This is a genomic window from Nonomuraea sp. NPDC049750 (genome assembly GCF_040659625.1).
Lineage (GTDB): Bacteria > Actinomycetota > Actinomycetes > Streptosporangiales > Streptosporangiaceae > Nonomuraea.
This window is the reverse complement of sequence record NZ_JBFANB010000004.1, coordinates 584,105-605,682: the sequence shown is the minus strand read 5'-3', so window position 1 is coordinate 605,682 and position 21,578 is coordinate 584,105. Positions and strand designations below refer to the sequence as shown.

At 70.2% G+C, this 21,578-nt stretch carries 22 protein-coding genes and 1 riboswitch; of the genes, 11 read left to right on the top strand and 11 right to left on the bottom strand.

Going from position 1 to position 21,578, the window contains the following annotated elements:
• The first annotated feature begins 18 nt into the window (after positions 1–18).
• Both AB0J16_RS14650 and AB0J16_RS14645 read left to right on the top strand, forming a co-directional pair.
• The gene (locus AB0J16_RS14650) at positions 19–516 is read left to right on the top strand and encodes a hypothetical protein (protein WP_358538685.1); all 498 of its coding nucleotides are present in this window, start codon (positions 19–21) and stop codon (positions 514–516) included.
• Position 517: 1 nt separating this feature from the next.
• The gene (locus AB0J16_RS14645; protein WP_358538682.1) at positions 518–2,134 is read left to right on the top strand and encodes a hypothetical protein; all 1,617 of its coding nucleotides are present in this window, start codon (positions 518–520) and stop codon (positions 2,132–2,134) included.
• 110 nt (positions 2,135–2,244) lie between these two features.
• Here AB0J16_RS14645 and sucB read toward each other — a convergent pair whose 3' ends face one another.
• The 3 genes from sucB to AB0J16_RS14630 are packed head-to-tail and all read right to left on the bottom strand — an operon-like array spanning position 2,245 to position 6,653.
• Positions 2,245–3,717, bottom strand: coding sequence for a 2-oxoglutarate dehydrogenase, E2 component, dihydrolipoamide succinyltransferase (gene sucB / locus AB0J16_RS14640; RefSeq protein ID WP_358538679.1), 1,473 nt, complete (start codon positions 3,715–3,717; stop codon positions 2,245–2,247).
• A 38-nt stretch (positions 3,718–3,755) separates the two neighbouring features.
• Complete coding sequence (gene lpdA, locus AB0J16_RS14635; RefSeq protein WP_358538676.1) at positions 3,756–5,120, bottom strand: dihydrolipoyl dehydrogenase; 1,365 nt, start codon at positions 5,118–5,120, stop codon at positions 3,756–3,758.
• A 51-nt stretch (positions 5,121–5,171) separates the two neighbouring features.
• Entirely contained in the window at positions 5,172–6,653 is a 1,482-nt protein-coding gene (locus AB0J16_RS14630) for a leucyl aminopeptidase (protein ID WP_358538673.1), read from the bottom strand.
• Between the two features lie 105 nt (positions 6,654–6,758).
• Here AB0J16_RS14630 and AB0J16_RS14625 point away from each other — a divergent pair, with 105 nt between their 5' ends.
• The gene (locus AB0J16_RS14625) at positions 6,759–7,106 is read left to right on the top strand and encodes a GntR family transcriptional regulator (RefSeq protein ID WP_357944901.1); all 348 of its coding nucleotides are present in this window, start codon (positions 6,759–6,761) and stop codon (positions 7,104–7,106) included.
• On the top strand, positions 7,103–8,080 hold the full coding sequence (locus tag AB0J16_RS14620; protein ID WP_358538670.1) for a hypothetical protein: 978 nt from the start codon (positions 7,103–7,105) through the stop codon (positions 8,078–8,080). The genes AB0J16_RS14625 and AB0J16_RS14620 overlap by 4 nt, the downstream gene beginning before the upstream one ends.
• Positions 8,081–8,148: 68 nt before the next feature.
• Here AB0J16_RS14620 and AB0J16_RS14615 read toward each other — a convergent pair whose 3' ends face one another.
• Positions 8,149–8,943 carry an adenosylcobinamide-GDP ribazoletransferase gene (locus tag AB0J16_RS14615; RefSeq protein ID WP_358538667.1) on the bottom strand — a complete coding sequence of 265 codons (795 nt, stop codon included), beginning with the start codon at positions 8,941–8,943 and terminating at the stop codon, positions 8,149–8,151.
• A gap of 261 nt (positions 8,944–9,204) precedes the next feature.
• On the opposite strand from AB0J16_RS14615, the gene AB0J16_RS14610 reads away from it, so the two are divergent.
• Positions 9,205–10,005: an ATP-binding cassette domain-containing protein gene (locus tag AB0J16_RS14610; protein WP_358538665.1), complete on the top strand. Its 801-nt coding sequence runs from the start codon at positions 9,205–9,207 to the stop codon at positions 10,003–10,005.
• A 122-nt stretch (positions 10,006–10,127) separates the two neighbouring features.
• Here the strand turns inward: AB0J16_RS14610 and AB0J16_RS14605 are convergent, their stop codons facing one another.
• Positions 10,128–11,150, bottom strand: a complete 1,023-nt coding sequence (locus AB0J16_RS14605; RefSeq protein WP_358538662.1) for a bifunctional adenosylcobinamide kinase/adenosylcobinamide-phosphate guanylyltransferase — start codon at positions 11,148–11,150, stop codon at positions 10,128–10,130.
• Between the two features lie 333 nt (positions 11,151–11,483).
• On the bottom strand, positions 11,484–12,230 hold the full coding sequence (locus AB0J16_RS14600) for a hypothetical protein (protein WP_358538659.1): 747 nt from the start codon (positions 12,228–12,230) through the stop codon (positions 11,484–11,486).
• Between the two features lie 68 nt (positions 12,231–12,298).
• Here AB0J16_RS14600 and AB0J16_RS14595 point away from each other — a divergent pair, with 68 nt between their 5' ends.
• Positions 12,299–12,505, top strand: a complete 207-nt coding sequence (locus AB0J16_RS14595) for a hypothetical protein (protein ID WP_214637851.1) — start codon at positions 12,299–12,301, stop codon at positions 12,503–12,505.
• 12 nt (positions 12,506–12,517) lie between these two features.
• On the opposite strand, the gene AB0J16_RS14590 is transcribed toward AB0J16_RS14595, so the two are convergent.
• From AB0J16_RS14590 to AB0J16_RS14580, 3 genes are all read right to left on the bottom strand, one after another.
• Complete coding sequence (locus AB0J16_RS14590) at positions 12,518–13,747, bottom strand: transposase (protein WP_358538656.1); 1,230 nt, start codon at positions 13,745–13,747, stop codon at positions 12,518–12,520.
• A gap of 159 nt (positions 13,748–13,906) precedes the next feature.
• Entirely contained in the window at positions 13,907–14,908 is a 1,002-nt protein-coding gene (locus tag AB0J16_RS14585) for an aldo/keto reductase family protein (RefSeq protein ID WP_358538654.1), read from the bottom strand.
• A gap of 426 nt (positions 14,909–15,334) precedes the next feature.
• Positions 15,335–15,775, bottom strand: coding sequence for a hypothetical protein (locus AB0J16_RS14580; RefSeq protein ID WP_358538652.1), 441 nt, complete (start codon positions 15,773–15,775; stop codon positions 15,335–15,337).
• Positions 15,776–16,416: 641 nt separating this feature from the next.
• Positions 16,417–16,512: riboswitch (TPP riboswitch) on the top strand.
• Between the two features lie 144 nt (positions 16,513–16,656).
• Between AB0J16_RS14580 and AB0J16_RS14575 the strand changes: the two genes are divergently transcribed.
• Entirely contained in the window at positions 16,657–17,334 is a 678-nt protein-coding gene (locus tag AB0J16_RS14575; protein WP_358538650.1) for a TenA family protein, read from the top strand.
• Between the two features lie 116 nt (positions 17,335–17,450).
• Here the strand turns inward: AB0J16_RS14575 and AB0J16_RS14570 are convergent, their stop codons facing one another.
• Positions 17,451–18,065 carry a hypothetical protein gene (locus tag AB0J16_RS14570; RefSeq protein ID WP_358538647.1) on the bottom strand — a complete coding sequence of 205 codons (615 nt, stop codon included), beginning with the start codon at positions 18,063–18,065 and terminating at the stop codon, positions 17,451–17,453.
• A 205-nt stretch (positions 18,066–18,270) separates the two neighbouring features.
• Positions 18,271–18,855 (bottom strand): DUF3043 domain-containing protein, encoded by a 585-nt coding sequence (locus tag AB0J16_RS14565; RefSeq protein ID WP_225298405.1) that lies wholly within the window; start codon positions 18,853–18,855, stop codon positions 18,271–18,273.
• Positions 18,856–19,008: 153 nt separating this feature from the next.
• Between AB0J16_RS14565 and AB0J16_RS14560 the strand changes: the two genes are divergently transcribed.
• The 4 genes from AB0J16_RS14560 to AB0J16_RS14545 are packed head-to-tail and all read left to right on the top strand — an operon-like array spanning position 19,009 to position 21,557.
• Complete coding sequence (locus AB0J16_RS14560) at positions 19,009–19,821, top strand: PspA/IM30 family protein (protein WP_357640049.1); 813 nt, start codon at positions 19,009–19,011, stop codon at positions 19,819–19,821.
• Entirely contained in the window at positions 19,818–20,096 is a 279-nt protein-coding gene (locus AB0J16_RS14555; protein WP_225298409.1) for a hypothetical protein, read from the top strand. Before AB0J16_RS14560 ends, AB0J16_RS14555 begins: the two co-directional genes overlap by 4 nt.
• Positions 20,097–20,098: 2 nt before the next feature.
• Positions 20,099–20,995 (top strand): zinc metalloprotease HtpX, encoded by an 897-nt coding sequence (gene htpX, locus AB0J16_RS14550; RefSeq protein ID WP_358188227.1) that lies wholly within the window; start codon positions 20,099–20,101, stop codon positions 20,993–20,995.
• A gap of 4 nt (positions 20,996–20,999) precedes the next feature.
• Entirely contained in the window at positions 21,000–21,557 is a 558-nt protein-coding gene (locus tag AB0J16_RS14545) for a hypothetical protein (RefSeq protein ID WP_357640042.1), read from the top strand.
• The last annotated feature ends 21 nt before the right edge of the window (positions 21,558–21,578 follow it).

The window sequence follows — 21,578 nt, the reverse complement described above, 5'->3', positions numbered from 1 at the left end:
CGGCAGGAGGGGGAAGGTGTGGAGCGGCAACGGCCGGTCGAGGAGTTGATGACCGATGACTTCACCGTCGCGGAGGTGGCGGACGGCGGGCCGGGGTTCACGGTCCTGCTCGGACCGGACGGTGAGCCTGCCGGGCTCACCGGCGCGGGCAAGCGGGGACCGGCCTGCGTCGTCGAGGCGGACACTCCGTTCGGCGACGTGCTCGACTCGGCCGACCTGCTGCACGCGTTGGTGTCCGGCAGCCCAGGCCTGGTGATCGTACGGGGGAAGGACGTCGTGGGCGTGCTCAGCGCTGAGGCGATCAAAGCGGAGATCGTTCGCGACACCGCCTCCCGCCTCGTCTCTGGACGGCAGCTCGGCGACGCGCAGCCCTACGGCAGGCGGGCCGCGCCGGGCCCCAGCCGCATCCAGTGCAAGACCTGCGGCGCGACGAACACCTTCCGCCGCTTCAGTCATGCGGCCGCCTACACCTGCCAGCACGGGGATCACGACTTCGTCCCCTACTGGAGCGCCTGACATGGGCGGACTCGTCGAAGCGGCGTCGGGGGTGGTCGACCGCCGGTTGCTCACCACGACGTTCCTGCCGGTGCTGGCCTTCCTGAGCGCCCTGGCGGCGGTCGCCGTCGCGGGCGTGGGCTGGGCCACAGCGGCCCGCTGGTGGTCGGGGCTCGGCGCGGAGGCGCAGGTCGTCATGTCGGGGCTGGTCCTCGCGGGCGCGCTGCTGATCAGCCAGCTCGTCGCCGTGCGGCGGGCCGGGCTGATCCGGGTCTATGAGGGTTACTGGGACGGCCTGCCGTACGGAGAACGGCTGGCCGAGCGGTGCCGGCTGCGTTTCATGGCATCCGACGACCAGCGGGGCTCGCTGTATCCGGTGGAGGAGTCCCGGCTGATGCCGACCGCGCTGGGCAACATCCTGCGGGGGGCCGAGGACCATAGCCGCGACAGGTACGGCATCGACGGGGTGACGGCGTGGCCGCGCCTGTACGCGACGCTGCCGGACACCTTCCGGCAGACGTTCGCGGCGGCCGCGGGGGATCTCGACCTCATGGTCACGGTGAGCGGGCTGGGGCTGGCGTTCTCGCTGGCGGGCGGGGCGCTCGGGGCGGTGCTGCTGCCGTGGCACTGGGCGCTGGGGTGCTGCTGGGGCGGGCTGGTGGTCGCGTGGTGGGGGTATCGGGGGGCAGTGTGTGCCGCTGAGCCGTACGGGGAGTTGTTCCGTTCGGCGTTCGACGTGTATCGGTGGACGTTGCTGGACACGATGGGGCTGCGGCGGCCGTCCGAGTATCGTGGCGAGCCGGAGCAGTGGCGGCAGCTGGACAAGCTCTGGGTGATCGGGGCGGCCGACAGCGAACACGTCACCAGCCTCGGCTACCCGGCCGCCGAGCCCATGCAGCCCGTTTTGGCCCCCTCCGGACTCGCCCCGAAGTCCGTTGAGCCCGCCCCGAAGTCCACCGAGCCCGTTCCGGACCCCGCCGAGCCTGCTCGGGACATCCCCGGGGCCGTTCCTGACCCTGCGGAGCCACGGGACAGCCCGCTCGACGACCTCGCACCCGTGGCCGGAGCTTCGGTGAGTGCCTCGGGGGGCGGGCGGAAGGCACGACCGCTGCGGTTGGGCCCGTGGCTGGTGGCCGTGGCGACCGCCATGGGGATCCTCGTCGTCGTGGGCAATGTGGCCGTCCGATCGCCGGGCGGCTGGGTGGCCGCCCGCACGCTGCACCCGTACCAGGTCCTCGCTGGCACCGACGTGAAGGGCCCGTCCGCGGTCGGCGCGGTAGGCCGGTACGTGCTGCGCCAGATCGAGGAGGGCAAGCAGGTACCCCCGGAAGCCCTGGGCCCTCGTCTGCCATGCGGCGCCGTCGACGGCAAGACCGTCATCACCCTGCGCCCGGGCCCCGGCCATCTGTACGCCGACGCGGCCGCCCGGGGCACGACGGCCATGCTGCGCCTCGTGCTCCCGCCCGCCACATCGGCCGAAAAGGCGCAATCCCTCACCTTCTCCGGCGTCACCGTCCTCGACCTGTCCGGCGGCGAGCCACGAACGGGCCTGGTGATCGCGCTCCCCGCCGATCGCGTCGAGGAACTGCTCGGCCACGTCGTCGGCAGCGATGTCTACCTCGTCACCACCACCAGCTGACCGAGTCGAGGGCGGTGGGTGCGATCCCTCAGAATCGCCGTCCCCGACGTCCGAGGTGGGTGGGCCAGGGCCGAGGAAGGCGATCAATCCCCGGCCCTGACGCGCCTGAACTACGCGAGTCCCAGCTGGGCCTCGAAACGACCCTCTTCGAGGCGCCGCTTCACGGTGGTCAGGAAGCGGGCCGCGTCGGCGCCGTCCACGAGGCGGTGGTCGTACGTCAGCGCCAAGTACACCATCGACCGAACGGCGATGACCTCGCCCTCAGCGGTGTCGATCACGACGGGACGCTTCACGACGGCGCCGGTGCCGAGCATGCCGACCTGCGGCTGGTTCAGGATCGGCGTGTCGAACAGGGCGCCGCGGCTGCCCGTGTTGGTCAGCGTGAACGTGCCGCCGGTGATCTCGTCGGGCGTCACCTTGTTGGCGCGGGTGCGCTCGGCCAGGTCGGCGGTCTTGCGGGCGAGGCCGGCCAGGTTGAGGTCGCCGGCGTTCTTGATGACCGCCGCGATCAGGCCGCGCTCGGTGTCGACCGCGAGGCCCAGGTGCTCGACGTCGAAGTAGGTGACCTCCATGGTCTCGTTGTTGATCGTGGCGTTGAGCTTCGGGTGCTGCTTGAGCGCCTCGATGGCCGCCATCTCGAAGAACGGCATGAACGACAGCTTGACGCCCTCGCGGCGCAGGAAGTCGGCCTTCGCCTGCTCGCGCAGCCGGGCGATCTTGGTGACGTCGACCTCGACGACCGTGGTGAGCTGGGCCGCGGTCTGCAGCGACTCGACCAGGCGCTTGGACATGGTCTGCCGCAGGCGCGACATCTTCTCCGTACGGCCGCGCAGCGTGGTGTCGACCTCGACGGGCTCGGGAGCGGCGGCGACATGAGCCGGCGCGGCCTGAGCGGGCGCGGCGGCGGGAGCCGGAGCGGCCTGGGCGGCGGCGGGAGCCGGCGCGGCGGCCTGCTCGCGCTGCGACTTGGCGGCCTCCAGAACGTCCTGCTTGCGGATGCGACCGCCTACGCCGGTGCCGGTGATCGACTCGAGGTCGACACCGTGCTCGTTGGCGAGCTTACGCACCAGCGGCGTCACGTACGGGCTGTCACCCGAGGACGGCAGCTGGGTCGGCTCGGTGGCGGCCGGAGCCTGCGGGGCGGGCGCCTGAGCGGCCGGGGCCTGCTGCACCGGAGCGGGCGCCGGGGCGGGCGCGGGCGCCGGGGCCTGAGCCTGGGCAGGAGCGGGCTGCGGGATCGAGGAGACCGGCGCGGGAGCCGGGGCCGGCTCGGGCTCCGGCTGCGGCTCGGGCTGCGCGGCGGGCGCCGGCGCGGCCTCCTGCGTGGCGGCGCCGCCGGCCTGGCCGTTCTCGTCGATGACGGCGAGCTCGGCGCCGACCTCGACGGTCTCGTCCTCAGCGACGACGATCTTGGTGAGGACGCCGGCGGACGGCGACGGGATCTCGGTGTCGACCTTGTCGGTCGACACTTCGAGGAGCGGCTCGTCGGCCTCGACGCGCTCGCCCTCCTTCTTCAGCCAACGGGTCACCGTGCCCTCGGTGACGCTCTCGCCGAGCTGGGGCATCTGTACAGAGACCGGCATCGTTATCTTCTCTCGCGTTCTTATTTCGAGGGCTTGAATTAGTTGTGTACGTGCAACGGCTTGCCGGCCAGGGCCAGCATCGCCTCACCGACGGCCTCGGACTGGGTCGGGTGGGCGTGGATGAGCTGGGCGACCTCCGCGGGCAGCGCCTCCCAGTTGTAGATCAGCTGACCCTCGGTCACGAGCTCGCCGATGCGGCGGCCCACCATGTGAACGCCCACGACGGGGCCGTCCTTCTGGGCGATGACCTTGACGGCACCCGCGGTGCCGAGGATCTGGCTCTTGGGGTTGCCCGCGAGGTCGTAGACCTGTTCGACGATCTCGATGCCGCGCTCGGCGGCCTGCGCGGACGTGATGCCCACCGAGGCGACCTCGGGGTCGGAGTAGGTGATGCGCGGCACACCCGCGTAGTCGATGGCGGGCGGGTTGAGCCCGGCGATGTGCTCGGCCACCATGATGCCCTCGGCGAACCCGGCGTGGGCCAGCTGGAGGGTCGGGATCAGGTCGCCGATGGCGTAGACGCCGGGGATCGAGGTCTGGCAGTGCTCGTCGACCACGACCGCGCCGCGCTCGACCCTGATGCCCTGCTCCTCGAAGCCCATCCCGGCCGAGACAGCGCCGCGGCCGACCGCGACCAGCAGCAGCTCGGCGTCGAGGGTCTTGCCGTTGGCGAGGGTGACGACCACACCGGTGTCGGTGGTCTTGACGCCCTCGAAGAAGACGCCCAGCTCGTACTTGATGCCGCGGCGGCGGAAGGCGCGCTCCAGCAGCTTGGAGCTCGACTCCTCCTCGGTCGGCAGCAGGTGGGGCAGCGCCTCGACGATCGTGACCTCGGCGCCGAAGGAGCGGTAGACGCTGGCCAGCTCGACGCCGATGACGCCGCCGCCCAGCACGATCACCGAGGAGGGCACGCGGTCCATCTTCAGCGTGTGCTCGCTGGTGATGACGCGCTCGCCGTCGATGTCCAGGCCGGGCAGCGACTTGGGCGCGGAGCCGGTGGCCAGGACGATGTCGCGGCCCTCATAGACCTCGGAGCCCACCTGGATCCGGTGCGATCCGACCAGCCGGCCCTCGCCTTCGACGATCGTCACGCCGGCGCCCTTGAGCAGGCCCTGCACGCCCTTCCAGGCGCGGGTGACGATCTTGTCCTTGAACGCGTGGACGGCCGGCACGTCGATGCCGTCGAACCGGGCCTTGACGCCGAACGTCTCGCTCTCGCGGGTCTCGTCGGCGACCTCGGCCGAGTGCAGCAGGGCCTTGGTGGGGATGCATCCCCTGTGCAGGCAGGTGCCGCCGATCTTGTCCTTCTCGATCAGGGCGACCGTCTTGCCCAGCTCAGCCGCCCGTAGCGCGCAGGCGTATCCGCCGCTGCCGCCTCCCAGGACGACGATGTCGTAGGCCACAGTCAGGCTCCTTGTCGGGGTGTTCGTGATGCCGTCATCTTTTCATTTGTTTCAGATGCTCGCGTGCCGCTCGGCCAGTCCGATGAGCGTGCGGGTGATGGCCCCGGTGCCGCCCTTCGGCGTGTAGCCGTGCGGCTCGCCCTTGTTGAACGCGGGTCCGGCCATGTCGATGTGCGCCCAGCGCACCCCGTCGGGCACGAACTCCTTCAGGAAGATGCCCGCGGCCAGCATGCTGCCCCAGCGTTCGGGCTGGAGGTTGGCGATGTCGGCGATCGGGGAGTCGAGGCCCTTGCGCAGCTCCTCCGGCAGCGGCATGCCCCAGGCGCCCTCGCCCGCGGCGCCCGCGACCTCGACGACCAGCTCACGCACGGCGTCGTCGTTGGCCATGACGCCGGCCGTGCGCCAGCCGAGTGCGACGATCTGCGCGCCGGTGAGGGTGGCCACGTCGACGATCAGGTCGGGGGAGTCCTCGGCGGCGCGAGCGATGCCGTCCATGAGGACCAGGCGGCCTTCGGCGTCGGTGTCGAGCACCTCGACGGTCTTGCCGCTGTAGCTGTGGATGACGTCGGAGGGGCGCTGCGCGGTGCCGCTGGGCAGGTTCTCGGCCAGGCAGAGGTAGCCGACGACGTTGACCTTCGGGGCCAGGCGGGCGACGCCGATCAGGGCGCCCAGAACCGCGCCCGCGCCGCCCATGTCGGATTTCATCCAGTCCATGGAGGCGGACGGCTTGAGCGACAGGCCGCCGGAGTCGAACGTGATGCCCTTGCCCACGTACGCCAGCGTCTTGGTGGCCTCGGGGTGGGTGTAGGAGAGGCGGACCAGGCGCGGCGGGTTGGCCGAGCCCTGGCCGACGCCGATGAGGCCGCCGTAGCCGCCGTCCTTGAGCTGCTTCTCGTCGAGCACCTCGACGCTCAGCCCGGCCTCGCCGCCGCGCTGCTCGGCGATCTCGGCGAACTTGGCCGGCCACAGGTCGGAGGGCGGCGTGTTGACCAGGTCGCGGACGAGCGTGACCGACTCGGCGAGCACGGAGGCGCGACCGGCGATCCCGTCGGATCCATCCGCTTCGTTCGCCGACAGTACGGTGAGGTCGCCCACGGGCGCCTTCACCTCGCCGTTGGTGCGGTAGCGGGAGAACCCGTAGGCGCCCAGCAGCGCGCCCAGCGCCACGGCCTCGGCCTGGTCGGCCGATTCGGCGGGCAGGAGGAGCGCGGCGCGGGCGGTGCCGGCGAGGGACCGTACGGCGGCTCCCGCGGCGCGGCGTAGCGTCTCGGCGTCGGCGGAGTCGCCGAGACCGACCGCGACCAGCAGCGGAGCGGTGATGGCGCCGAACACGGGCACCTTGGCGAGCTCTCCGGGCTTGCCGGAGAAGCCGACGGCGGTGAGCGTGGCGGCGAGTCTGCCGCCGAAGGCCGCGTCGAGGGACTCGGCGTCCGTGGCGGGGCGAGGGCCTTCCGGGCCGGACCGGAACCCGACGATCAGCGCGTCGGTGTCGAAAGAGACTGGATCTGCTGAGTTCAGCCGCACAGTGGTCACGTAAACCGATGCTATCCAGGGTTTAGAGGTACTCACAAACAGGGGTTCATCCTACCATTCGCCGTCGCGCGCACATGACGACTTGGTGCTAGTGTCATTAGCACCATGTTGCTGACTCTGGACCTCAACGACGCGCGTCCCCTGCACGAGCAGGTGGCCGGCGCGATCCGCCGTGCCATCGGCGAGGGCTCGTACGCGCCGGGTGACCGGCTGCCACCCGCCCGCGACCTGGCCGAGGCGCTCGGCATCAACCCCAACACGGTGCTGCGCGCCCTGCGTGACCTGCGTGACGAGGGGCTGCTGGAGTTCCGGCGGGGGCGCGGCGTCAGCGTCGCGGGCCGCGCCGACGGGCGGGCACTGCTCCTGCAGCGGGCCCGCGAACTGCTGGAAGAGGCCACGAGGCTCGGCTACCGCCGCGAAGACCTCATCACGATGCTGGAGGAGCTGCCATGAACTCGCGATTCGCCGCCGCCGCTTGGGGGCTGATCGTCGCCGCCGCGCTGGTCGCGGCCCCGCTCGCCCTGCGCGGCCGGCTGCCCGACCCGCTGGCCGTGCACTGGAGATCGGGTCTCGTGCCCGATGGCGAGCACTCGTTCACTGCCTTCCTGGTCGTGAGCGTCGTGACCTGGGGCGTGGCCTGGGCGGTGCTGTTCGGGGTCGCGGTGAACGGGAAGGCGATGGAGCGCAGGCTCAGCCGGATGTACTGGTGGGGGTCCCTGGCCGGCATGGGGGTGTTCGCGCTCGGCATGAGCGGCGCGACGCTGCTCGCCAACCTCGACGTGCCCACCTGGCGGGAGGCGGACCTGGAAGGCCGCACCGTGCTGGTCGTCATCGGCGCCGCGCTCGCCGCCGCGCTCCTGGCCGGTTACCTCGGCAGGGGCGGCCTCGACCAGCGCCCGCCCGTGGGTGAGGAGCCGCCCCGGTTGCGGCTCCAGCCGGGACAGCGCTCGGTATGGGTCAGCCGCATCACCAACTCCTGGCTGACCGCCATGAGCATGGCCGCGGCCGTCGCCCTGGCCGTGGCCGGCGTGCTGGCGATCACCGGAGTCCTGGCGGGCCTGCCTGCCGGGGGTACGGTGCCCGGGCTGGGCATCGTCCTGTTCGCCGGACTGCTCACCTCGTCGCTCACCGCCCGGGTCACCCGGGACGGGCTGGCGATCGGGTTCGGGCCGCTGGGCTGGCCGGTGCGGCGGATCCGGCTGTCGAAGATCGACAAGGCGTGGTCCGAGTCGCGGTATCCGAGCCAGGTCGGGGGCTGGGGCCTGCGCGGGCTGCCGGGCAGCGCCACCATCATGCTGCGGGGCGGCGAATGCCTGATCATCCGCTACCGCTCCGGCGGGCAGCTGGCCGTGAGCATCGACGACGCCGAGCGCGGCGCGGCCCTGATCAACGCCTTCATCGCGGAGCGGCCCGCCGTACAGGCGTGACGCTCTCAAGGGGTACGACCGAGCATGGCGCAGATCGTGAGCGCGGTGGCCGTGAAGGGCGGCGTCGGTCAGCCGAGCACGGCGCAGACCGTGAGCGTGGTGGCCGTGGCCGTCTCGACGAGGGCCCCCAGCACGTCGCCCGTGACCCCGCCCAGGCGCCGCCTGGCATGGCGGAGCAGGAGCAAGGCCGCCGCGAGCCCGGCGGCCACGCCAAGGGGAAGGATGTACACCATCCCTTGTCCCGCCACCAGGCCGAGGCCCGCTGCCGCCGCCAGCGCGAGGGCGGTGGCCGCCCAGGCGGCGCCCGGCCGGACCGTGCCCGCGACCAGCGCGCCGAGCCCGTCGGGGCGGGCGGCGGGAACGCTCGACCGGCAGGCCCAGGTGAGCGCCAACCGGCCGGTGACGCAGGCGGCCACCAGGGCGGGCGGCCCGAGCCCGGAAAGAGCGGTCGCCAGGGATGTGGACCCGAGCCCGGTCAGGGCGGGCGGTTCGAGCCCGGAAAGGGCGGTCACCTGGATGAGCAGCGTCAGCACCAGGGTGATCACGCCGAACGGCCCAATATCCGACTTTTTCATGATGTCGAGCGCCTGAGGGGCGGGCTTCCCGCTGCCCAGCCCGTCCGCGAGATCGGCCAGGCCGTCCAGATGCAGCCCCCGCGTCAGTACGGCCAGCACCCCGACCGCGAGCGCCGCACCCAGCAACGGCGGCCCCGGGAGCAGCAACGGCAGACAGGCCACGGCGCCCAGCACCAGCCCGACGGCCGGAGCCAGCACCATCGCCCGCCCCGCCACCTGGCGATCGACCAGTGTCACCCGGACCGGGAACACACTCAGCGTCCCGACCGAGAACCGCACCCCGTCCATCACGCTCTCCCTACGGTCGCCGACACGCCCACGGACCGGCCAAGAAGCCGCACACCCTCCCTATGGTGTCGGCGCGTCCACGGACCGGGGTCAAGTAGACGCACGTCACGGCGCCCAGCCCGGTGAACCGGAGGAGCGTGCCCCTGGACAGACCTCAGCCGCAGATGGCGGGTGGGGCTCACCGGGCCGGCCGTAAAAATAGCAATAACCCCCACCCATCGGACGCTGAGGGAGTCCGGGGGCGGCCACTAGGGTGGCCGGATGCACGTTGTTGAACTCGAAGGCGTAAGCGTCCGGGTCGCCGGCAAGTCGCTGCTGAGTGCGGTCGACTGGCGAGTGGAGTACGGCGAGCACTGGGCCGTGCTCGGGCCCAACGGTGCCGGCAAGACGACGCTGCTCTCGCTGGCCGCGGCCGTACGGCACCCGACGGAGGGCACGGTCAGCGTCCTCGGCCACCGGCTCGGCCGGGCCGACGTACGCTCGCTGCGGCGCCACATCGGCCTGGTGGCCTCCAGCCAGCGGCTGATCGACGAGGAACTCCTGGAGGAGGAAGGCGCCACCGCCCTCACCGTGGTGCTCACCGGCCACACGGGCACGAGCGCCCCGCTCTGGGACAGGTACGGCGACGCCGAGCGGGACCGCGCACTGCGCCTGCTGGGGGACGTGGGCTGCAAGGACCTGTCCGAGCGCCTGTTCCGGGTGTGCTCCCAGGGTGAGCGGGCCAGGATCAGGGTGGCCAGGTCGCTCATGGCCGACCCGGCGGTGCTGCTGCTCGACGAGCCGTTCGCCGGCCTCGACCTGCCGGCCCGCGAGGACCTCATCGAGGCGGTGGAGGACCTGGCGACGACCAGGCCGGTGCTCACCACGGTGACGGTGACCCACCGCCTGGAGGAGGTACCCGCCACGACGACGCACGCCATGCTCATGCGCGACGCGCGCGTCCTGGCGTCGGGGCCGGTCGCGGACGTCCTCACGCCCGCGAACCTGTCCGACTGTTTCGGCCGCTCCCTGCACGTCGACCGCATGGAGGGTCGCTGGTACGCCCGAGCGATCCGCCACTAGACCGGCGGTGTGCCAGGGCGGTCTGCGGCCGTACGCCGAAGCGGTCGGCCGCTGGGCCCGGTCGTACGCCAGAGCGCTTCGCCGCCCGGCCCGACCGCACTCCGACGTCGCGTATCCCGGTGTCACAGACGCACTGGGCGGCCGGCGATCACCAGAGCGACATATTCGGACTCGTCGGCGAGGCGCTCGTTGAGTCGCCCCAGCTCGTCCCTGAACGCGCGCCCGCTGGCCGTGGCGGGCACCACGCCCATGCCCACCTCGTCCGACACGGCCACGATCCGCTGGGTCGTCCCCCGCCACGCCGCCACCAGCTCATCGCAGCGCGCGGTCACCGGCGCCCGATCGCCGTCCCAGGCACCGCACTCGTCGAACACCGCCGCCAGCCACGTGCCCAGCCCGTCGACCAGCAGCGGCGTCGTCGCCGCGCGGATAGTCCCCGCCAGGTCGGTGGTCTCCACCGTCACCCAGTGCGCGGGCCTGCGCTCGCGGTGGGCCCGTACCCGCGCCGCCCACTCACCGTCGCCTTCGCCGCGCGAGCCGGTGGCGACATAGGTGACGTACGGGTCGGCGGCCAGTCGTAGCTCAGCCTCCGCCGACTTGCCCGAACGGGAACCGCCCAGCAGCAGGGTTCTCCTCGGCTGTGCTGGAGCCCGTGAAGCCGGTGGGACGGCGAGCGCGGTGTCGAGCGTCGTCCCGTCCGGCACGGCTCGCACCCCCCACAAGGCGAGCCGCCGCGACAATTCCTCTTCGGACCTGACCCGGTGGTCCATCCCGACGGCCACCACCTGGGTGCTGTCGGCCACCAGTCCCGCCCGGCGCAGGAGCCCGATCCGCTCGGGCCGGACGAGCGGATCGACCAGCACGATGTCGTACGGGCCGGCCGGGGCCGTTGTCGGCTCCGGGGCTGCCGTCGCCTCTGAGGGCGCGTATAGCAGGCGCGTGCCATCGGGACCCTCCAGGCCGTGACCGTCGGCCAGGACCCGGTAACCGGGCGGCACGTCGTCGAACGGGAAGCGCGCCACACCGTCGACGACGAGCTCGAACGGTCGTCTGTGGCCGTAGGGGAGCCCGGCACATGAGGCGCACGGGCAACCCGGCTCCGGCCAGCCCGTGGGGCCCGCGGTACCGGCGAGATGGAGTTTCACCGGGCCGAGCGTACATAGGCTCCGGCATCGCGGCCCGCAACGGAGCTGCTGCTTTCGGCTGGCTGAGGTTCTTGTGGGTGGCCTGCGGCGGGACTGCCGATTTCGGCGGGCTGAGGTTCTTGGGGGGATGGTCTCCAACCGGACTGCCGGTTTCGGCGGGCTTGGGGCTCTTGGGTTGGAGGGTGGTCCGTAGCGGAGTTGTCGGTTTCGGCGGGCTGGGGGCCTTGGGGTTGGGGAGCGACCCGAAGCGGAATTGCCGCTCTCAGCGCGTTAGGGCCTGGAGCCTGGCGTCGGGGGCGGGCGTGGGCGCGGGCATGGGGTGTCGGGTGTAGGTCAGCGGGAGGGGGTTCGGGGGTGGCGGCGGGTGGCCACGATGGCGCCGCCGCCGCCGAGGAGGACGAGGGCGACCGCGCCGCCCAGGATCAGTGTGAGTGGCGGCCCGTGCGACGAGGCGCCGTCTGATGAGGCGTCAGTGGGTGAGACGGGGGTGCCCAGGTCGGTGCCGGCGGCGGCCCTGGCCGGGTAGGCGTTGATCGCCACCACGTCCCCCTGAGCGTTCACACGGGCCTTGGCGGCCGTGGCCAGTAGTCGGGCCGTGGAGGCGGTCTCCGCGCCCGTCACGCACTTCGTCAGCCCCTCCGCGGGCGATTGCTCGCCGGGGAAGGCGTCAGACTCGGGGTCGCCGAAGTCCACCCTGACCACGACCCGCTTGCCGCCGGAGGCCGCGGCGTCCTTGCCGCACACCGTCTGGAACGACGGCAGGTCGCCCCCAGGCGGCCCCGTCGCGGTGCCGTCGGGCGAGGCGGAGAAGCGCCGGCCGATCATCGAGCCGTCCGGCGGAGCGTCCTTGGCGGAGCTTGCGAGCCAAGCGGTGTCGTCGCTCTGCCAGACGCTCCATAGGCGTACGGCGTTGGGGTCGGGCGCTCCGGGGACGGGGTCGTTGGGTCCGACGGAGAGTGTGGCGAGGGTGGGGAAGACCCAGAATGCGGCGAGGGCGGGAGGGGGCAGCGAGGAAGGCGGCCGCCGCGACGGCGACTCCCGCCGCCACACGATACGCGCGCGGCATCGATTGACCGCCAAGCTCGGGAGTAAGGTTCCAGTGCCGTCGGAGGGTGCGTCGGCGAACCCGCGGAAAAGGAGCGTATGGCATGACATGGCGGTGGCGTTATGAAAATGCAAATGGTGGTGAGGTAACGGATCGCCCTTTGCCGCGAGAAGTTTTTCCGAGCCAGGCGGACGCGGAGTCCTGGCTTGGCGAGAACTGGGGTGAACTGCTGGAATCCGGGGTCGAGCAGGTGGCGCTGCTCGACGAGGACCGGGTCGAATACACGGGATTGTCATTGCGTCCGGAGTGAAGCAAGGAGAAATCAACTACCGCCGGTTGAAGCTGGTGGTTTGCTCTCTCGGTCCCGTCTGGCTGAGGGAAGGCCGGTAGCGTGTGGCTGGTTGATGGCAGCCCAGCCCGCAGCGCCGCGTGTGGCGATGTTGCGGGCTGCGATGTGGTCGGCGTGCCCAGCGAGGCCACACCTGGTGCAGACGAACCGGCCCCGCGCCGGCCGGTTCGCCCTGGACACGTACCCGCATTCCGGACACGCCTGCGAGGTGTAGGCGGGGTCGACCAGGGCGAAGGCGATCCCGGCGCGGGCGGCCTTGTAGCGGGTGAAGGTGATCTGCTGGGCGAAGGCCCAGCTGTGCAGGGTGTGCCGCTGGAGCCGATGAGCCCTTACCCGAGCGCGGATGCCCTGAAGGTCCTCCAGGGCGATGCCGCGGCCGGTGTGTTCGGCTTCACGCACCACGTACTTCGAGATTTGGTGGTTGAGGTCGGTCATCATCCGGTGCTCACGCCCGGCAAGGCGGCGCAGCACCCGCCGAGCCGCAGAAGTTCCCTTCTTCTGCAGCCGTCGGCGTTGCCGGTGCCGCCGCTGTCGCAGGGTGCGGACGTGGCCGTTGCCGCTGACCGGTCCGGCCAGGGCGGGGCCGGGCAGCACCACGCCGTCGCAGGTGACCGCCAGGTTCGCCACCCCTTGATCCACCCCGACGAAGCCGCCGACCGGCTCACGCACCGCCGGTTGGGGCAGGGTGAGGGTGACCTGCAGCAGCCACACGCCGCGTCTGCAGATCAGGTCGGCCTCGCCGAGCGGCAGCGCGTCCACGGCTTTGAGGTCTTCTGGCCGGCCGGTGTAGGGGAGAGTGACGCGGCCGGTGGGGGTCCACAAAGATACGGTGCGGGCGTCCCGGTTGAAGCTCATCAGCCGGGCGTCGTAGGGGACGGCGCCGTGTGGGCGGAAGATGTGGGCGCGTTTCTTGCTGGCGCGCCGGTTGGCGTAGGCGCCGGCGACCCGGGCGATCGCCCGCACGGCCGCTTGCGCACCCAGCCCAGCCACCTGCCCGCGCACCTCGTAATAGGCCAGCCGATGCAACTCCACCACGGCGAAGACGCGGTGCTGCCAGGCCAGCCGGGAGACGACGGTGGCCGCCTGATTGCACAACAGCACCGCCGCGGCCAGGGCGTCGGCCTCGGCCGGGGTGGGCGTGAGCCGTAGTTGCACGATCGAGGGCAGGCCGTGGCGTTTGGTGGCGGAGCGGCGGATCGCCATCGCACACCTCCTGTCACAGCAATCTCACCCACCGCACACATTACCGAACGTGACCGAGTCTTTCCACACTGTTTTCGAAAGGCGGGTAGTAGTGCCACATTCAGATGAAAAACCCCTTGAGCGTCATTGTCGCTCAAGGGGCTTTTGCTGCCGGGGATGTTACGGGCGCTTCGGCGGGCTGGCCGTCTTGGCGGGATCGCGCTCGACCACCGGGCCGAGCACGGCGTCGATCCGCTCCAGTACGTCGGCGTCGAGCTTGACCCCGACCGCCTTGACGTTGTCGCGCACCTGCTCGGGGCGGGAGGCGCCGACGATGGCGCTGGAGACGTTCGGGTTCTGCAGGACCCAGGCGACCGCGAGCTGCGCCATGGTGAGGCCCAGGTCGGCGGCGATCGGCTGGAGTTCCTGTACGCGGGTGAGGACGTCGTCGTTCATGAAGCGGGCGATCATGTCGGCGCCGCCGGCCGTGTCGGTCGCCCTGGAGCCTGCCGGCGGGGCCTGGCCGGGCAGGTACTTGCCGGTCAGTACGCCCTGCGCGATGGGCGACCAGACGATCTGGCCGATGCCCTCACGCTCGCTGAGCGGTACGACCTCCGGCTCGATGACGCGCCAGAGCATCGAGTACTGGGGCTGGCTGGACACGATCCGGTCGAAGCCCATGTCGTCGGCGATCTTCAGCGCCTGGGCGATCTGGTCGGCCGTCCACTCGCTGACGCCGATGTAGAGGACCTTGCCCTGCCGTACGAGATCGTCGAAGGTCTTGAGCGTCTCCTCCAGCGGCGTCTCGAAGTCGAAGCGGTGCGCCTGGTACAGATCGACGTAGTCGGTCTGCAGACGCCGCAGCGACCCGTGGATGGATTCGGTGATGTGCTTGCGGGACAGGCCGCGGTCGTTCGGCCCGGGGCCCGTCGGCCAGTAGACCTTGGTGAAGATCTCCAGCGATTCCCTGCGTACGCCCTTCAGGGCCCGGCCGAGCACCGACTCGGCCTTGGTGCCGGCGTAGACATCGGCGGTGTCGAACGTCGTGATGCCCTCGTCGAGCGCCGCCTGCACGCACTGCTTGGCGGCGTCCTCCTCGACCTGGGAGCCATGGGTGAGCCAGTTGCCGTAGCTGATCTCGCTGACCTTGAGACCGCTGCGACCGAGGGTACGGAATTCCATAGATCCGACCTTAGGCCCGTCTCATGCGGTGATCTAAACCGGGATGGGGTGCGGTCTGCCCGCCGGGGCGCTCATCGACCGGGCGCGCTGACGGGGCTTGGCGGTCCTCGACGACTGCGCGGCTCGGCACCGCTCGTGGGCGGGGCGGCCTGATACCACCAAGCTTGACCTCTCCAAGGATGGTCGGACGGACACGTTCGGCGGCACCGACCTGGACCAGGCCGAACGGATGCCGTTGGGCGAGCGCGAGCGGCGCGAGGCGGGCGGACGATCCATGGCCGTGCTGCCGGAGCCGCAAAGTCTGGTGGTTCGCGAGCCCCTGGCCAAGGGATCGTCCGGGTTGGCCGCGCCGCCGATGGACCAGGCACGTGCCCGGCCGATCGACCTGCTGGATCGGACGCCGGGTGTCATCCGGCGGCTGGCCGTCTATTGCTTGAGATCGTCCTTGGTGACGACGTCCGAGCACTTGAAGCCCGCTTTGTCGGCCGCGGCCTTGTCGGTCTGCCGGATGCTCTCCAGGTCGAGCGAGCCGTCGGCGTAGGCTCGCAGGTCCTTCTTGTTGCTGTACTTCACCAGGACGTCGGCCATGCACGACACGAACTTCGTCACGGCCGCCGGCTTGTACGGCAGCTCCTTTATCTCCCGCGATTTGCGCAGCTGATCCATGACGCCGGTTTTGACGCCGCTTTCACCGGCGGGGGCCGCTGTTTTTCCCGTCGCCTTCTGGTTCGTGTCCGCGGCTTCGGGAGCGGTGGTTCCCGTGGCGATGGTTTCGCCGCTGCCGCTGCCGCATGAGGTCAGCGTCAGAACCAAGAACGCCGCCGCCATTGCCGGGGCGAGAGTATAGCCGGTGCGTAAAATGCGCATGAAAATCCTCCTTGCTGTGAGCCGTGCGGCCACAGGGAGTCGATCCTAGTGATTCGGCGCATGCCGAGAAGAGGCGATGCGGGGACGTTTAGAGCCCGGTCGAATGATACAGGCCGACGCGCTTCCGGATTGCCCGACGGCCGATACCCGAGGCGACACGTCCAGACTTCTCAAATGAAACTCTTCCAGGCTTCTCAAATGAAACTCTGTACCAGGCGCGGCGCGCATTACGGTCGAGCCGGTCTAAGGCACCAAGAGAGAAACTCAGACCTGGTTCGGGTTCGGCGACGAGCTCAATCGTCCGCTCGGAATTCATCGAATTCTTCGAGGCGCTGGCGATTCCCGCTCGGCACGCGGCCGGAACGAAGGTGCTCGGGCCGTTGATCGACCGCGAGAATCCCCAACAGGTTCGTCTGGACGCGTGCCTTCGCCTCGCTGGGGAACGTGGCCGGATGAAGACCGCCTTCTCTTCGGCGTCGCTGTGGACCGACCATATGGAGGCGGCCTGCTCCTGGTGCGGCACGTACCGTACGTCCGGCCGGTCGATGCCCATCCCGAACGCGTACGTCACGATCGCGACGTCCGCCCCCTCGCGGGCCCATGGCGGACCGCCGTCCGCGACCATGACCTCTGTTACCCTGATCTGCGACGCGGGGTGCCCGGCAGGTTGGGCTGAGATCACACCCGTAGAACCTGATCTAGTTCGCACTAGCGAAGGGACGTCCGGGTGGCTCCCGTTTCCAAGATGCTTTCCGTCGTCGGCACCGACTCGAGCGCGGACGGTCAGGGATATCTGAACGGCGCGCCGCGGGCCGCGGGCGTTTCCAGGTCGGGGGAGACGGCCCCGTCCACCATTTCCACGCACTCTGGTGAGTGAGGGCATGTTCTGCGATGAAATCTGGACGCGCGCGGCCAAGCTGCTCGACGCGATCCGTAACCATCCGTTCAACAACGCGCTGGGGGACGGCGGTCTCGACCGGGAGCGTTTCGCCTTCTATCTCGTTCAGGACGGCCGTTATCTGGCGGCGTACGCGAAAACGCTGGCGACGGCGGCGGCCCGGGCGGACGATTCCTCCGACGCCGCGTTCTTCGCCCAGTCCGCCCATACGGCGCTGACGGTCGAACGGGCCCTGCACGGCCGTTATCTCGGCGAATTCGGCCTGGACGCCGGGGAGATGGCGGCCATTCCCACCTCGCCCACCTGCCTGGCATACGCGTCCTACCTTCAGGCCACCGCGCTCACCGCGCCACTACCCGTGCTCGCCGCCGCCGTGCTGCCGTGTTTCTGGGTGTACCAGGACGTCGGCACGGCACTGCTGGCGCGTACGGAGGGGCGGCGCGACCATCCGTACCACGCGTGGATCGCCACCTATTCCGACCCCGCCTTCGCCGTCTCCGCCGAACAGGCGAAGGCCATCACCGACCGGCAGGCCGCCCAGTCCGGCCCCGCCATCCGCGAAGCCATGGCGGAGGCGTTCCTCCGGGCGGCCGAATACGAGTGGATGTTCTGGGACAGCGCGTGGCGCCTCGAAGCCTGGCCCACCCGCCAATGGCTGTGAACGAGCCCCTGTCGGTCGTCGAAAGAATCGAAAGAGACGTGGTACGGCGCCCGCCCGTGACAGATCGGCGCCCCCACCTGGCGCCGCGACAGCTCTTTCCGCTGGTGGCCGTGAACTCACTCCAGGAGGCCCGGCTTCACGGTGAACACCTGTACGGCGACCGTCTCATAAGGTAGGAACTGCGCGATGATCTTACCGAGGGTCATTTCGGTGGGATCGCTTGTCGGGCTGCGGTCGGCGAGGGAGTAGATCATCGGCCCTTCCTTGGCGGGGCCGGTCGAGGCGGTGCCCGAGACGATTACGGTGTGGAACGCGTCGGCGGAGGCGCCGATCATGACGATGACGTCGCCCGCCACGGTACGCAGGCCGGCGAGCTCGTCCACCGGCACGCGGTCCTTCGACACCGGGTCGCACAGAAAGCCCGCCCACGCCTCCGACCCGCCGTCGTACTTGGTCGAAGACCGGTTCCGCATGCCCAGCAGGAACGTCTTCTCGCTGATGTGCGCGGCCCTGAGCAGGGCATAGGGCAGGAGTTCGAAGCACATCAACTCGATGGGCGCCGCGATGTGATCCGGAACTCCCGTGCCGGTACGCCAGGAGCTTCCGCTGCCCCAGGTGATGGCCTCTATCCCCATCAGGCCCTTGACCGCGAGCGCGCACTTCGCCCCGGTCGTCCCGCGGCTGTCCGACGACGATGTGGAGCCGGTGCTCTCGGGCGGACGATCTGTCATGGGATATCCCCCCTTCATCCTGCACGACAGCCTTACTCCGCCATGAGGGGCTGAACACCCCGCGAGCGTGTCCGCAGCCGGCCTTGGGCGGCCGGCGGCCCACGGTCACGCGAGGAGTGCCGCGCTGGGAGAAGCCGGAGCGAAACGGCGCGAAAGCCGGAGCGAAACGGCGCGAAAGCCGGCGCGAAAGCCGGAGCGAACCGCGTTACTTCTTGGGTGGCACCGGCTTGCCGCCCGGCAGGACCGCGGGCGGCGGGAAACGCAGCTTGCGGATCTGCAGAGCCCGCATCGCGGCATAGAAGCCGACGCCGCGCAGGTTCTCCTTGGGATACTTCTCCGCCACCAGCTTCTTGATCCGCCAGGCCACGAAGATCGAGGTGAAGAGCACACCGATCATCATGATCGGCCAGCCGATCGTGATCACGTAGCCGAGCACCAGCGGACGGATGTCTGCGGGCCATGGGATCCACGTCGCCAGCAGGATCACCAGCGAGAACGGCAGGAAGTATTGGCTCGGCAGCCGCCGCGAGTCGACCCAGTCGCGCGCGAACTTGCGCGCCGGGCCCTTGTCGCGGGCCGGGAAATAGCGTTCGTCGCCCGCGAGCATGCCCTTGCGGGCCCGCTCGCGCTCGACAGTCTGCTTGGCGCGGGCCTGTCGATAGGCCTCTTTGCGGTCCTTGGGCGCGGTGACCGGCTGGCGCCGTCTGCCTTCCGCGTCCCGGCGCTTGGGTGTGGGACGACCCTTGCCCTGGGGCTTAGGATCGTCAATGGGGACGGGGGTGTCGTCCACGGAGGTTTGGGAACGGCGTCGCAACACGACGTCAACCCTACCTGGATGGCAACTTAGTGACGCCCCCGTGCGTTATGCGTAGGGTAATCCCAAGGCGGCTGCGCTGCACTGGGTGAACACCAGCACGACCTAAGAAGGGGACGGCCGACGCGCATGAGCGTGATGAAGAGACTTTCGATGATCTTCAAGTCCAAGGCCAACAAGGCCCTGGACAAAATGGAGGATCCGCGCGAGACCCTCGACTATTCCTACCAGCGGCAACTGGAGTTGCTGCAGAAGGTACGCCGGGGCGTGGCGGACGTCGCCACCTCGCGCAAGCGGGTGGAATTGCAGGTCAACGGCCTCGAACAGCAGGCCAGGCGCTATGAGGAGCAGGGCCGTAAGGCGCTGTCCGTCGGGCGTGAGGACCTGGCTCGTGAGGCCCTCCAGCGCCGGTCCAATCTGCAGGGGCAGATGGCCGACCTGAAGATCCAGCATGAGAACCTGCAGGCCGAGGAGGAGAAGCTGACCACGGCTTCCCAGCGGTTGCAGGCGAAGGTCGACTCCTTCCGTACGAAGAAGGAGACGATCAAGGCCACCTACACCGCGGCCGAGGCGCAGACGCGCATCAACGAGGCTTTCTCCGGCATCTCCGAGGAGATGGGCGACGTCGGTCTCGCGATCCAGCGCGCCGAGGACAAGACCGCGCAGATGCAGGCCCGCGCCGGCGCCATCGACGAGCTGCTCGCCAGCGGCGCGCTCGATGACTACAGCGGCACCCGCGGCGACGACATCCAGGCCGAGCTCGACCGTATGGGCGGCGGCATGGACGTGGAGCTGGAGCTGGCCAGGATGAAGGCCGAGCTCGGCCAGGGTCCGGCGCCCAAGAGCGCCATCGAGCCGGGCCAGGGCGGCCAGCAGGGCGCGCCCCAGCAGGCTCAGCCTCAGAACACGCAGCAGCTGCGCCAGCCTGGGGAGGGCGCATGATCGTCAGAATCATGGGCGAGGGGCAGGTCGAGATCTCGGCCGACGACATCTCCGTGCTCAACCAGCTCGACAGCGAGCTCGAGTCGGCCATCGAGTCCGACGACGAGGCGAGCTTCCGGGTCAAGTTGCACGCCCTGCTCGACAAGGTTCGCCACGTCGGCAAGTCGCTTCCCGACGACAGCCTTGAGCCGTCAGAGCTGATCCTTCCCCCCGCGGACGCCTCGATCGAGGAGGTCCGGGAGATGCTGGGCGACCAGGGTCTCATCCCGGGTTAGCCATGAACACGCGGTTCGCGCCCGACCGCGGTCTGACCACCCGCATGGTCGTGACGATGTTCCTGTTGGGGCTGCTCTACGTGGCCTTCATGGGTGTCCTCATCGCTGTGGGCGTTCAAGGACTGGTCGTGCTGGTGCTCGCCGGGGGCCTGCTGCTCGCGCAGTACTTCCTGTCCGATCGCATCGCGCTGTTCGCAATGCACGGCCGGGAGGTCTCGCCGCAAGAGGCTCCCGAGCTCCATGGCATGGTCGATCGCCTCTGCGCGATGGCCGACATGCCCAAGCCGCGGGTGGCGATAGCGGATTCCGACGTCCCCAACGCCTTCGCCACCGGCCGCAACCAGAACAACTCCGTCCTCTGCGTGACGACCGGCATCCTGCGCCGCCTGGAGCCCCAGGAGTTGGAGGGCGTGCTGGCGCACGAGCTGTCGCACGTCGCCCACCGTGACGTCGCGGTCATGACGATCGCCTCGTTCCTCGGCATCGTGGCCGGTCTGATGACCAGGTTCGCCCTGTACACCGGGCTGGGGCGCAGCCGTGACAACAACGGCGGCGTGCCGATCGGGCTGATCATCATGCTGGTCTCGATCGTCGTGTACGCGATCAGCTTCCTGCTCACCCGAGCCCTGTCGCGCTACCGCGAACTGGCCGCGGACCGGGCGGGCGCGCTGCTCACCCAGCGGCCGTCGGCCCTGGCCAGCGCGCTGACCAAGGTCACCGGCGACATGGCCAGGATCCCGAGCCAGGACCTGCGTGAGGCGGCGCCGTTCAACGCCTTCTACTTCGCCCCGGCGCTGGCCAAGGGCGCCTCCATCGCCACCCTGTTCTCCACTCACCCACCGCTGGAGCGCCGCCTGGAGCAGCTGGCCAGGATCTCCGCCCAACTCGGAAGGGGCTGACCGTATGGGCTGGCTCGACACCCTGCTAGGCCGGTCGAAGCCCGCACCACCCAACCTCGACGCACTGTTCGCGCTGCCGTCCGCGGCGGTGACGCTGCAGGCCGCCACCGGTCTCGTTCCCACCGGTCTCGGCTCGGTGTCCTTCCGCGCGGCGGAGGGCGGCGCGTTCGCCACTCTCGAAAGCGATGTGCAGGCGCTGCTCGGCGACCGCGTCGACAAATCCTCCGACGGTTACGGCTACACCTGGCTCCTGGTGCGCCGATCGCCCGACGACGTCAGCGACCTGGTCACCGAGCTGCACGCGGTCAACGCCTCGCTGGAGGGCGCCGGATTCGGTCCCTCGCTGCTCTGCTCGCTGGTGTCGTTCACCGATCCCAACGGCCGCCGGCTGGCGGTCGTCTACCTGTACAAGCGCGGCACGTTCTACCCCTTCGCGCCGCTGTCCGGCCAGCACCGCGACAACGCGCTCGAACTCCAGGCCAGAGGCGCGCTGGAGGGCGAGCTACCGCTGGAACAGGACCTCGGCCGCTGGTTCCCGGTCTGGGGCGCCCCCGGCCTCTGATCGCACCGGGTGATCTAATGA